The following is a 13,371-nucleotide window of genomic DNA, read 5'->3' as shown; positions in this document are numbered from 1 at the left end:
GAAGAAAATCATATGTATGCAGAATACTTGCATGTGATTATACAATGTACAAGGGCTAGTTTGCCAGTCTCAACTCATCTATTTCCTTTAATTAACACTTATAAAAAATAATTACTGCTTGCTCTTTTTATAAGGTTTAAATGCATATCCTTCTTCTAAATCAATAATGCCTTTTTGATCATCACTCAATTTACTTGCAATAGCTGGGTAATGAACAATTTTATCAGAGAAGTTGCTAATTTTCCCGCTTACTTCACGCGTATCATTCATAAATACCTCGATGTGAAGAGGTTCTGATTTTGTCGGCGCATAGTAAATCTCAGAAATAGCCCCTTTTATGCTCTTAGGCGTTTTAGCTAATTCTTGAACCATGCTTTGTATAGCGTCTCCGTCTTTCCAGTCAATTAGCAGCGGAGCGTCGGATGACACTTTCTTAGCACTTACTTCTTTTAAAACTTTTCCATTTTCATTCACAGGGAAATATTTATTCCCCGAGGTTACATATGCAATTCTTGCGTACTCTTTTACGTCGATTACGACCTTATTAGGAAATGTTTTGTGAATGACAGCTTCCTTTACCTCAGGATTTTTTTCGACTTTTTCTTGAATTTGATCAGCATCAGCTTTCCAGTAGCTAGTTTTTTTGGACAGACCACTCGCTTTGACAATATCCTTATCACTTACATGTTTATTCCCTTGTACTTCAATGTTAGAAACATTACTCAGAGAAGATTGAGAATATACAATAAATAAAATAAGGATGAAAAAGAGTGATAAATACAAAATAAGCCGTCTATTTGCTTTTTGCTTTCGCTGTTCTTGCAGCTTCGGTACACGATCTTCTAAAACAATTAACTTACCTTTTTCCATTTTTTTCACCCTTATCCATTTGAGAAAATAAACGAGGACTTACCATCTATTTATTTCCAATCTTTGCTTCATGAGAATATCCCCATTATAGCATAGAATAAACACATAAAAGCTACCTTTTCACGCATAACCATACAGCGACGGGCTGAGTAATTAGCGACCGATAATCTCAACTTCTGTATGAATATCAATATCGAATTTCTCTTTAATTGTTTTCTTAACATGAGCAATTAAATTCAGCACGTCTGAAGCCGTTGCATCTCCTGTATTGACAATGAAGTTCGCATGCTGCTCACTAATTTGCGCACCGCCTACTGAAAAACCTTTTAAGTTGGACTTTTCAATTAAGTCTCCTGCATAATTTGGAAGCGGATTTCTAAAAATACTTCCTGCACAAGGGAAATTCCAAGGCTGTGTTTCGCGGCGATAGTCTTTATTTTTCTGCATGACCGCCACAATATCATCTTTCGTTCCCTTTTTCAAACGCAGCACAGCTTCTACACATACTCCAGGACGGTCTTTTTGTAGAATGGAATGACGATACGAAAATTGAAGCTCTTCATTTGTCAGCCACTCCAGAGTGCCATCTTCAAATAAAATCAGCGCTTTTTCGACTACATGAGACATATCAGAACCATGGGCACCTGCATTCATATAAACAGCGCCTCCCACAGATCCAGGAATTCCACTTGAAAACTCCAATCCAGACAGACCTTGTTTTGTAATAACTGTTGCAAGCTTGATGCTAGGGTATCCCCCACCTACAGTAACCGTCTCTCCATCTACTGTTAAATCATCTAATCCGGCTCCGAGCTTAATGACCACACCTTCAATTCCCTTATCAGAAACAAGAAGATTAGATCCTCGACCAATCGCTCTCCATTTCACGCCGTGTTTTTTAATCATATCCATTGTAACTTTTAAGTGATCAACAGAATCAGGTTCTACAAGCACATCTGCTGGACCACCAATTTTCATTGTTGTATGTTTTGCTAGCGGTTCATTTTCACGAACCTTTCCAATATTCGCTTCGACTAACTCTTTTACTAACGCTTCCATAAGAACCTCCTAAAACCCTCTTTGCTGTTATAAAACTTTCATGTCAATGCGCCCTTACTTCTAATGCATAAGAATAATAAGAACAGATTCATAACTAAGCAGCAGCACCTTGTAAGATACCTTTTTTCTACGAAGGCACTCTATTCTGTTGTCAATTTCATCATTTTTATTTATCGTATGACATTCACCCATAGAATGTACGTTCATCTGCTATATAAAGTAATTTTGATTGTTTTTTTATCGTTTTTCATTTAGAAGTTAAACACATGCTGACAGTCATAAAAAAACGCTACGCTCATAAGTGCACATACGTTCACCTACTCACTAAGATAAAACATTTAACCTTACACATCATACCATAGTTGGACTCAAAATTGGTTATCACAACATTACATTTTAAAAACATTTCATACAAAAATATCATCTACCTGTAAAAAATCGAAAATAAACCGCCAACAAAATCCGGCGTGCACTTGGATTTAAGATGACGGTTTACTTCAGTAGACCATTGCCTACTTGACATTATACAATTTTTTTCAATTAATAGCGAGAATATCTACTAACATTTAACAAAACTCCAACTGCTGCCAGCATGAGCGTCAGCGACGATCCGCCGTAACTTAAAAATGGAAGCGTAATTCCCGTAACAGGCATAAGACCTGTTACCACGCCTATATTGATCATGACTTGAATCGCAACCATTGAAATAATTCCTAAGGCTAAAAACGTTCCGTAAAGATCAGGTGCTCCGAGCGCTACTTTAATTCCTCTCCAAAGCAATAAGCTAAACAAAAGTAGAACAAGTGTTCCGCCGATAAAACCGAGCTCTTCTGCCAGAATAGCAAAAATAAAATCAGTTTGAGGCTCCGGCAAATAAAAGAACTTTTGTCTACTTTGCCCTAACCCTAATCCAAGCAATCCCCCCGGCCCAATTGCATAAAGAGATTGAATGATTTGAAACCCGCTTCCAAGCGGATATTCCCAAGGATTTAAAAATGAGGTGATGCGTTTAATCCGATAAGGAGCTGATAAAACAAGCCCTACAAAACCGGCAACGCCAAGCAACCCAAGACCTGCAAAGTGACTTACCTTTGCTCCTGAAACAAAAATCATGACTAAACAAGTTCCAACAAGCACCGTTCCAGTTCCTAAATCCGGCTGCATCATAATAATGCCAAACGGTAAGAAAACCAGTAATAACGCCGGTAACATTCCTTTTCTAAAGGATGTAATTTTCTTCTGGTTTTCTGATAAATATTTCGCTAAAAATATAATCATAGCAAACTTCATAAATTCTGAAGGCTGAATCGAAAACGCTCCAACTCCTATCCAACTTTGCGACCCATTCCGTACTAGCCCTACTCCCGGAATCAATACAAGTACCAGCATAACAAAGCAAATGATTACAATTGGCTTTGCCCACGTACGCCACATCCAATAATCAATATTCATGATGACAAACATCGCGCATACACCAAGCCCTGCAAATAAGAGCTGGCGTTTAGCAAAGAAAAAAGAATCATTAAACTTGTATGTAGCCCATACCGCACTTGCACTGTATACCATGATAAGGCCGATGGTTAGCAAGGAAAGCGTAACGATTATGAGAAAAAAATCTGGGGTAGACCTTTTTGTCGACACTGTCACACACCTCTAAAAATAGATTAGGGCTAGTGTATTTTCTAGGTGTTTAGACAAGCCCTTATTTCAGTTTATGCACAGATTCAATAAAGATGTCACCACGTTCTTCAAAAGTTTTAAATTGATCCCAGCTTGCACAAGCAGGAGATAATAAAATAACATCTTCTTCATCTGAACAAGCATATGCTTCTGAAACTGCTTGTTTAACATTATCGACACGTTTTACAATTTGTATTCCCTCTTCTTTGGCTACGCGTTCAATTTTAGGAGCCGTTTCACCAAACGTAATAACAGCTTTCACATTTTTAAACTCTTCTTTTAAATCATCAAACTCATTGCCGCGATCGAGTCCGCCTGCAAGTAGAATCGTCGGCTGTGAAAAAGCGGAAAGAGCTACTTTTGTAGCAAGCATATTTGTAGCTTTAGAGTCATTATAAAACTTACGTTTGTTGATTGTCGTGACATATTGAACGCGGTGTTTAACACCAGCAAACGTTGTGAGCACGGAGTAGATAGCTTCATTTGAACAGCCGTACAGCTTCACAACGGATACAGCTGCTAAAATATTTTCTTGATTATGTTTGCCTGGCAGCACCACATCTTTTAACGACATCACTTCTTCATCTTTAAAGAAAATCGTTTCGTTTTTAATATACGCTCCTTCTGTCGTTTGAGCTGTAACAGAAAAAGGTACTTTTGTCGCTTTAATATTTGCACTAGCTTTCATCACTAGCTCATCATCCGCATTAATAACGGCAAAGTCTTCACTTGTTTGATTGTTAAAGAGATTTGCTTTCGCTTTGATATATTCCTCTTTTGTACCATGATAGTCTAAGTGAGCATCAAACAAATTCAATAATAAAGAGATTTTCGGACGGAATTTTTCAATTCCCATCAGCTGAAAAGAAGAAAGCTCCGTTACAATTACATTGTCCTTTGTTGCTTTTTGCGCCACTTCACAAGCTACTGTTCCAATATTTCCAGCAATCAACGGCTGCTTTTGATCTTCTTCTAACATTTTATAAATGAGCGTTGTTGTTGTTGTCTTCCCATTGCTTCCCGTAATTCCGATAAAAGGAGCTTCGCTAATTTCATAAGCTAATTCTACCTCTGTTAAAATCGGAATATGTCGCTTTAATGCTTCTTGCAATAGAACATTTGAATACGGAATCCCAGGGTTTTTTACAATAACATCCGCTTTGTCTAAAAGCTCAAGCGGATGATGTCCACAGACAACTTCAATGCCCGTTTTTTCTAATTCCTGTGCTGCTGCGTTCTCTTCGTACGGTTTTTGATCATTAACGACTACTTTAGCACCAAGCTGTTTAACTAACTGAGCGGCTGCTAAACCGCTCTTGGCTAATCCTAAAATAAGTACTTGTTTACCTTGATACGTATTGACTGATTTCATTTAAATCCACACCTCGATATAAATTCCAAGCATTGCAAATAATAGTCCTACAGCCCAAAAAGTCATAACTACGCGCCATTCAGACCAGCCGCTTAGCTCGTAATGGTGATGAAGCGGGCTCATTTTAAACACACGTTTTCCTGTTGTTTTGAAAGATGCGACTTGAATAATAACAGATAATGTTTCAATAACAAACACACCACCAATAATAACAAGCAAGAATTCCATTTTCATTAAGACAGCCACCGTAGCGATAGCTCCTCCTAGCGCTAAAGAACCCGTATCTCCCATAAATACTTTTGCAGGATGGGCATTAAAAACTAAAAATCCTAACACAGCTCCTACTACAGCAACTGAGAAAATAGATAGTTCAAACTGCTCTGCATTCCAGGCGAGAACTGCAAATGCACCAAAAGCAATCGCACTTGTACCAGATACAAGTCCGTCTAATCCATCCGTTAAGTTGACCGCGTTTGAAAAACCAACAAGCCAGATGATGAGGAAAACAACATAAAACCAACCTAAATCGATTGGGTCTTTAATTCCTGGAATCGTCACTTCAGTTGAAAACTCAAACTGTCTTGCAATAAAGTAAAAAATAATTGAAATGACAACCTGACCTAAAAACTTTTGTTTAGATGTTAATCCAAGGTTACGCTTTAACACTACTTTTATAAAATCATCTAAAAATCCTAATAAACCAAATCCGATTGTGACAAATAATAATAGAAACGTCTTATATGTAAGTTCTGCATATTGATTGACCATAATAAGAGTTGCCACAATAATAGATAATAAAATCATGATACCGCCCATTGTAGGTGTACCTGATTTTTTCTGGTGAGATTTCGGGCCTTCATCACGAATACTTTGACCAAACTTTAATCTTCTTAAGAAGGGAATAAAAATCGGCGACAATACAACCGTAATCAAAAAGGCTACGCCGATTGTCAATAAAATTGATTGTTCTAGCACGATGTCCCCTCCTTAACTTCCAACTCATTCCGACTCATTTTGTTCTCTACCCATTTCATTACTACTTTCGCTCCTCAATCATTTTGCGTGCTACTTCTCGATCGTCAAAATCGAATACTTTTTTACCAATAATTTGATAGGTCTCGTGCCCTTTTCCAGCAATGACAATAACATCATCTGCATGCGCTGTTTCCACTGCATAGCGAATAGCTTCTGCACGATCAGCAATCGTCACATAGTTATCTGTATCCAAACCTTCTTCCATATCTTTTAAAATAGCCAATGGATCTTCACTTCGTGGATTATCAGATGTCAAAATAGCTTGTGTACTGTATTCAGCTGCAATCTGAGCCATGATTGGTCGTTTTGTACGATCTCGATCTCCGCCACAACCAACAATAACATATATATTGCGTTTTGCGAATTCTTTTACAGTTTTTAACACGTTCTCTAAGCTGTCCGGCGTGTGGGCATAATCCACGATAACCGTAAAATCTTGCTGCGCATCAACCACTTCAAAACGCCCAGACACACCTTCTAACACTTTTATTTCCTCGACAATAACTGACAGAGGGAGACCAGATACTAAACATGCAGCCGTAGCCGCTAATACGTTGTAGACGCTAAATTTCCCAATAAGCTTCATTTCTACAGAAACCGTTTCTGTCGGTGTTGTCAAATCGAACGTTGTGCCGCTGTTTGTAATTTGAATATTCGTTGCACGAATATCACTTTCACGGTCAATACCGTACGTAATCACTGTAGCAGCCGTGTTTTTAATATATTCCTCGGTTGCCGCATCATCGACATTAAGAACAGCAAATTTAGGACGATTATGGTTATAAGCATTTCCTAACTGTGCAAATAGCAACCCTTTCGCACGACGATAATCTTCCATTGTATGATGATAGTCGAGGTGATCTTGCGTTAAGTTACTAAATACCGCCACGTCAAAGTCGCACCCGTGTACGCGTCCTAAGTCAAGCGCGTGAGATGATACTTCCATCATCGCTACTTCTACATTCTCTTCCACCATTTGATTAAATGTTTTTTGAAGAGTCAGCGATTCAGGCGTTGTGTTTTTCACATCATAAGACGTATCACCAATACGAATTTCAATCGTTCCAATTAGACCCGTCTTTTTATGCTGTGATTTAAAGATATGCTCAATTAAATGTGTAATCGTTGTTTTTCCATTTGTGCCTGTTACACCAATTAAATGCATTTTTTGTGTGGGCTGATTGTAGAAAGCATCCGCCAGCACTGCCATTGCTCGCTTTGTACTCTTCACGCGTACAACGGGCACTTCTACATCCACAGGCTTTTCTGCTAAGATTGCTACTGCCCCTTTTTCCACAGCCATCTGTGCAAAGCTATGACCATCAACCGTATAGCCGTCTATACAAATGAACAATGCTCCGGGCTTAACTTCTCTTGAATCCATTTCAATTGACGTAATATCAATATTCTGTTCAGGAAGCTGAACAAAATCATGTAAATGTGTTAGTAGTTCTCGTAAATCCATTCCTACCATGTCCTCTCTATTTGTAAAGTGAAACGTTTGTTATAAGACGCTATGGCAACTATTCTTCTTTTTCTAGCACCTAACCTATTACATTTTACAGAAAAAGAAGCCCGGAGGGAACACCCCCAAGGCTTATTTGTTGATTTCATGTTCACACGCAGCGTAACCTGCTGATTATCATGCAAGGAAGAATAATAGTTTATAGAGATTTTTATTTTCCCATATAAATTCTAACCGTTTCGCCTTCTTTAACTTTCGTTCCGGCTGCAGGAGACTGCTTGACCACTTTATCTCCTTCGCCACTCACATCTAATTTTAAATTAAGTAGCTGTTCTTGTAACTCTTTTTTTGACATTCCTACGACATTTGGTACTTTTATCATTGGTGTGTCCAGCCACGTTAACTCTTTTTCAATTTGTCCTTTACGCGGTTTAACGTCCATCACACGCAAACTGTCTTCAATCATTTTACCTACAATCGGAGCTGCTACCACTCCACCAAACTGAATGGTGCCCTTTGGATTATCAACCGCAACATACACGACAATTTCAGGGTTATCTGCTGGTGCAACACCGATAAAAGAAACGATGTGATTATTTTTTAAATACTTTCCATTTTGAGCTTTCTGCGCCGTACCCGTCTTTCCTCCAACGCGGTACCCTTCCACAAAAGCTCCTTTTCCGCTTCCTTGTGCGACTACACTTTCAAGAGCAAAACGCACTTGCTTAGACGTTTCCTCGGAAATAACTTTTCGCTTAGCAACCGGTTTATGACTGCTTACAACTTTTCCGGTAGTTGGATCCACCCACTCTTTTGCAATATAAGGTTCATAAAGTGTTCCACCGTTTACGGCTGCGGAAACAGCAGCTACTTGTTGAATAGGCGTAACGGCAACCCCTTGCCCAAAAGCTGTTGTAGCTTGTTCAACCGGCCCTACGCGCTCAAGCGGGAACAAAATTCCTTTTGCTTCCCCTTGTAAATCAATACCTGTTTTTTGACCAAAGCCAAATTCTTTAATGTATTTGAACAATTTCTCTTTTCCTAAACGTTCCCCAAGCTCCACAAAACCAGGGTTACATGAGTTCTGTACAACTTCTAAAAAAGACTGCTGTCCGTGTCCCCCTTTTTTCCAGCAGCGAAGTCTCGCTCCTCCAACTTCCGCCGCCCCATCATCGTAGAATTGATCTTTTAGTAAATCCACTTTCTTTTCTTCAAGAGCAGCTGCCAGTGTAATAATCTTAAACGTTGATCCGGGCTCATATACGCTCCAGATTGGAAGATTGCGATTATACACCTCAGGCTTCACATTTTTAAAATCCGTCGGATCAAAGCCCGGACGACTTGACATACCTAAAATTTCACCATTTTTAGGATTCATAGCAATGGCAATCATACCATCTGGATTATAAGCTGTCTGAGCATTATCCAACTCACGCTCCATGATTGTTTGCACACGTGAATCAATGGTCAATCTCAAATCGAGCCCGTCCACAGGCGCTGTGTAGTCATCGGCTATATTGGGCATCTTTTTACCTTTAGCATCAGAATACAATTTAACTGAACCTTTTTGTCCTTTTAGCTCTTTATCATAATATAATTCAAGGCCCGTTAACCCTTGATTATCTACTCCCGCAAAGCCTAATACATGCGACAAATAACTTCCAAACGGATAGTACCGCTTCGAATCCTCAGCTATATATACGCCTTTTAAATTTAAATTTCGCACTTCATTTGCTTTCGCATGTGAAATTTTTCTTCCTTCAGGACGCAAATATACGCTAGAAGAAGCTTTTGTTATTTGTTCATATACTTTTTCTTTTGATGCTCCCAGCACTTTTGCTAACTTTTCAGCCGTAACAGCTGGATTTTCAACTTGTCTTGGCATAACTAAAACGGTCGGTGCACTTTTATTTGTAGCAAGTGCCACATCATTGCGATCTAGTATCTTTCCTCTTTCAGGTTCAAAAGGAATATTCCGACTCCATAAGTCTTTGGCTTTTTCAGTTAGCGTATCCCCAGTCAGCAACTGTACATATCCAAGCCTTGTATCAATAATCAAAAACACAATAAAACCGACAAACAAAACAATGGCTAGCCTTTTACGAACTGTGACTCCTGATACCCGCATATATTAGAACCTCCTCTGAATCGGCTCGTTCCAATATATGCTTGTACAGGATTCACTAGAACTTATTTTCTAGTCAAGTTGCTTATCGTCTTTTTTACTGTCAGATTCACTTTTTTCCGTTTCTTTTAGCTTATTTAACGTGCTTGAAAATTCTTTAGGCGTTTCAAGTTCCACTTTCAGGTACGTTCCTGCTTTTAGCGGATCTCCTGCTTTAATACTTTGACTTACAACATAACCATTTTCAAGTGCGCTAGGTCGAACGTTGACAAATTCACTAAAGCGAATAACGTCACGATGTGAAAAACCTGTTAAATCAGGCATTGTGGCTTTTCCGTTTGTCTTAATGAACACGCGTTGACCAGTGACAATGGTATCAGAAGTCGGTGATTGGCTTTCTACCGTATCTCCTTTACCTATTACAACAGGAACAAGCCCTTTTTGTTTTAAGTCTTTCACGGTACTATCAACTGATTCATTAACGTAAGATTTAAGCTTGATTTCTGAATCCACTTTCTTTTCTTTCGTTTCTTTTCCGTCTTCATCCGTTTTTTGAGGCTCCACTCCTAAATACTGCAGACTATTTTTCATCACCGGATTAAATACAGCTGTAAGCGGCGCAGTACCCGTTTCTTGAGGCGTGAGAGTTGGATTTTTAACGGCTACATAGACAAGGAGCTTTGGATCCTTAGCAGGTGCAAAGCCCATAAAGGAAATGAAATTTTTCCCGTGTCCATGCAGGTAACCTCCGGTAGGCCCAGGAATTTGAGCTGTTCCCGTCTTTCCAGCGACATCGTATCCTTCAATCGCGTAAGGTTTGCCTGTTCCATCATCAGAAGAAACAACGGTTTCTAAAATACCTAGCGTTTCGTTCGCTGCTTTTTTAGAAATAGGCTGGCCTACTACGGTAGGTTTTGTTTTCTTAATTGTTTTCTTATTTGTTTCATCGACTACTTGTTTAATCACGTAAGGCTTCATCATTTTCCCGTCATTTGCAATCGCAGTAGCCGCTTGAATTTCTTGAATAGGCGTAAAAGCAGACGCCTGTCCAAACGCAGTGGTTACGCGGTCTCTCGGGTACTTCGTCACTAACTTGCTAGAAGCTTCATTTGGCAAGTCAATTCCCGTCTTATCCATAAAGCCAAACTTGTCCAAGTATTTATACAAACGGTCGGTACCTAATTTTTCGTTGGCTAAAATGGCAACCGCTACATTTGAAGACCTTTGAATTCCTTCATTAAATGTAATAGCTCCCCAGCCGACTCCGCCGTTGTGATCGTTAATCGGAACGCTGTTTTTCGTTACTTTATAAGATCCCGACTGATAGCGGTCTTCGCCGTTATAAACGCCTGCATCAATCGCGGCTGCTAGCGTAAAGATTTTCATCGTTGAACCAAGCTCATAGCTGTTTTCAACAAACGGATTGCGATAAGAAGTGATATCACGAATATTTGGATCAAATGAAGGTCGGTTTGACATCGCCAAAATTTCACCGGTTTTCGGATTCACTACCGTTGCCATTAGCTCTTCTGGTTTATATTCTTTAGCAGCAGCTGTCATCGCATCCTCTAAAAACGTTTGAATTTTTTCATCAATCGTAAGCGTAACGCTGTCTCCGTTTTTAGGAGCTACAATTGACTCTTTTGGATCCGGAAGCTTAATTCCGTTTTTAGCAGCTTCGTATTTTACATATCCATCTTCTTCAGAAAGCTGCTTATCAAATACTTTTTCAATTCCCATTTTCCCTACGATTTTACCCGTATCATCTTTTTGTGCATATCCTAAAATACTTGAGGCAAATACACCGTTTGGATAGAAGCGCTTCGAATCGCGTAAAAACGTGATGCCCGGGAGATTTAGCTTCTCAATTTTTTGCTTTAGCACGTTATCAATATCACGTCCGCCTGGGCCAAGTTCTACTTGGAAGGTACCACGTTTAATTCCTCTTGTTAACATGCTTTCAATTTTCGATTCGTCCATCTTCAACAACGGGGCTAATTTTTGAGCCGTCTTTTCTGGGTCTACCACATGTTGCGGGTGATCTTTATCTTTTGTTTGTTTTTTATCTAAAATCGCCACAACCGTATAAGCACCCGTGTCTTGGGCGATTGCTTCTCCATTTCGATCGTAAATCGTACCGCGCTGTCCTTCAATTTTAGACGTTCGCGTATGCTGTTTTTGTGCAATTTCGGCTAAAGCTTCTCCGTCTGCTTTGCCCGTCGCTTGGATGTAAAAGAACCTGATGGCTAATACAAAAAAGAGCAATGCAAATATTAAAATTAATATTGCTGCTCCTGTACTAATATTGCTATTTTTTCTTGGCGTAGTCATCGCAATTAATCGTTAACGACTTTTACGTTATTTTCATTCAATTTTAGTCCAAGTTCTTTTGCTTTTGTCCAAATACGATCGTATGCACTTAACTCTGTTACCTGTAATTTTAACTCATTGTTTTTTGCTTCTTGCTTGTCAATCTTTCCATCGAGTGATTGCACTTCTTCACTGATGCTATAAAGCGAAGATTGATTTGAAATGATTTGCACAGACCCAAACAGCATGAGTGCGACAAACCCAGAATACACAATTTTTTCACCAACCGTGATTTTTCTTTTTGTCTTTCGAACAACTTGACGTACCGTCTTTTGCTGCTTCTGCTGCTGGTCTTGCTCTCTTACTTTGTATGCTGCATTGTTCATTCTCGTCCCCTCCTCTTTGATTAAACCCTTTTATTAGACTAATTTCTCAACAATTCGAAGCTTTGCCGAACGCGCGCGCTTATTTTCTTCTACCTCTTCTTCTGAAGGTAAAATAGGTTTTCTTGTGATGACTTTCATTTTAGGTTTAAATTCTTCTGGAATAACCGGCAGTCCATGAGGAAGCTGCGGAACCGTGCTTGCATTTTTAAACGCTACTTTACAAATTCGGTCTTCAAGTGAATGGAAGGTAATAACACTTACACGTCCACCTTTTTTGATTACATCCATGGCCTGTTCAATTGCATCTTCAAATACTTGAAGCTCATCATTTACAGCAATGCGAATAGCCTGGAAAATCCGTTTTGCCGGATGTCCGCCCGTTCGTCTAGCTGGTGCTGGAATACCATCTTTAATAAGATCAACCAGCTCTAGCGTTGTTTCAATTGGTTTAGACTCTCGATATGCTTCAATCTTGCGGGCAATTTGTTTCGAAAACTTTTCTTCTCCGTATTGGAAAAAGATTTTTACAAGTTTTTCATAAGGCCATTCATTTACTACGTTGTACGCAGAAAACTTTGAGTTTTGATCCATGCGCATATCAAGCGGGGCCTCATGATGAAAGCTGAACCCTCGCTCTGGTGTATCCAACTGAGGAGACGAGACGCCTAGGTCAAACAATACTCCATCTACTTCTTCAATTCCATGTTTCATTAGCTGCTCTTTTAAATAGCGAAAATTACTTTTGATTAGAATAACTCTGTCTAGATACGGGGCTAATTTTTCTTTTGCATTTTCAAGAGCAACATCGTCTTGATCAAACGCAATTAATTTCCCTTTTTCTGATAGCTGTTTTACGATATATTCACTATGACCTGCTCCGCCAAGCGTGCAGTCGACATATACTCCATCCGGCTTAATATTTAAGCCTTCCGCTGCTTCTTTAAGCAAAACAGTTGTGTGATTAAACATTATGACACCTACTTCTTTCTAAACTACTTAGTTATGTATACAAAAAGCAAAAAACGGTGTTTTTCTTTGATATATATACACGTTTATATTATATATCAAA

Annotated in this window: 10 protein-coding genes; all 10 read right to left on the bottom strand. The window is 39.1% G+C overall.

The window, feature by feature from the left end:
* Positions 1 to 111 precede the first annotated feature (111 nt).
* The 10 genes from ACXAE4_RS06565 to rsmH all read right to left on the bottom strand — a co-directional run bounded on the left by ACXAE4_RS06565 (position 112) and on the right by rsmH (position 13,271).
* Positions 112 to 870, bottom strand: coding sequence for a cell division protein FtsQ/DivIB (locus ACXAE4_RS06565; protein ID WP_016765445.1), 759 nt, complete (start codon positions 868 to 870; stop codon positions 112 to 114).
* Positions 871 to 1,023: 153 nt separating this feature from the next.
* Positions 1,024 to 1,929: a UDP-N-acetylmuramate dehydrogenase gene (gene murB, locus ACXAE4_RS06560; RefSeq protein WP_028411473.1), complete on the bottom strand. Its 906-nt coding sequence runs from the start codon at positions 1,927 to 1,929 to the stop codon at positions 1,024 to 1,026.
* A gap of 540 nt (positions 1,930 to 2,469) precedes the next feature.
* Positions 2,470 to 3,570 (bottom strand): stage V sporulation protein E, encoded by a 1,101-nt coding sequence (spoVE, locus tag ACXAE4_RS06555; protein WP_475235688.1) that lies wholly within the window; start codon positions 3,568 to 3,570, stop codon positions 2,470 to 2,472.
* Positions 3,571 to 3,631: 61 nt separating this feature from the next.
* Positions 3,632 to 4,981 (bottom strand): UDP-N-acetylmuramoyl-L-alanine--D-glutamate ligase, encoded by a 1,350-nt coding sequence (gene murD, locus ACXAE4_RS06550; protein WP_028411474.1) that lies wholly within the window; start codon positions 4,979 to 4,981, stop codon positions 3,632 to 3,634.
* The gene (gene mraY / locus ACXAE4_RS06545; RefSeq protein WP_013058961.1) at positions 4,982 to 5,956 is read right to left on the bottom strand and encodes a phospho-N-acetylmuramoyl-pentapeptide-transferase; all 975 of its coding nucleotides are present in this window, start codon (positions 5,954 to 5,956) and stop codon (positions 4,982 to 4,984) included.
* 61 nt (positions 5,957 to 6,017) lie between these two features.
* Entirely contained in the window at positions 6,018 to 7,481 is a 1,464-nt protein-coding gene (locus ACXAE4_RS06540; RefSeq protein ID WP_475235686.1) for a UDP-N-acetylmuramoyl-L-alanyl-D-glutamate--2,6-diaminopimelate ligase, read from the bottom strand.
* Positions 7,482 to 7,692: 211 nt separating this feature from the next.
* Positions 7,693 to 9,609, bottom strand: coding sequence for a stage V sporulation protein D (locus ACXAE4_RS06535; protein ID WP_013084856.1), 1,917 nt, complete (start codon positions 9,607 to 9,609; stop codon positions 7,693 to 7,695).
* Between the two features lie 69 nt (positions 9,610 to 9,678).
* Entirely contained in the window at positions 9,679 to 11,937 is a 2,259-nt protein-coding gene (locus tag ACXAE4_RS06530; protein ID WP_028411476.1) for a penicillin-binding protein, read from the bottom strand.
* Positions 11,938 to 11,942: 5 nt separating this feature from the next.
* A complete protein-coding gene (gene ftsL, locus ACXAE4_RS06525; protein WP_028410764.1) occupies positions 11,943 to 12,302 on the bottom strand; it encodes a cell division protein FtsL in 360 nt (119 codons plus the stop codon).
* A gap of 33 nt (positions 12,303 to 12,335) precedes the next feature.
* Entirely contained in the window at positions 12,336 to 13,271 is a 936-nt protein-coding gene (rsmH, locus tag ACXAE4_RS06520; protein WP_028411477.1) for a 16S rRNA (cytosine(1402)-N(4))-methyltransferase RsmH, read from the bottom strand.
* Positions 13,272 to 13,371: the final 100 nt, after the last annotated feature.

This window comes from Priestia sp. ABM2_011 (assembly GCF_056158845.1).
This window is presented reverse-complemented; position numbering and strand designations above follow the sequence as displayed.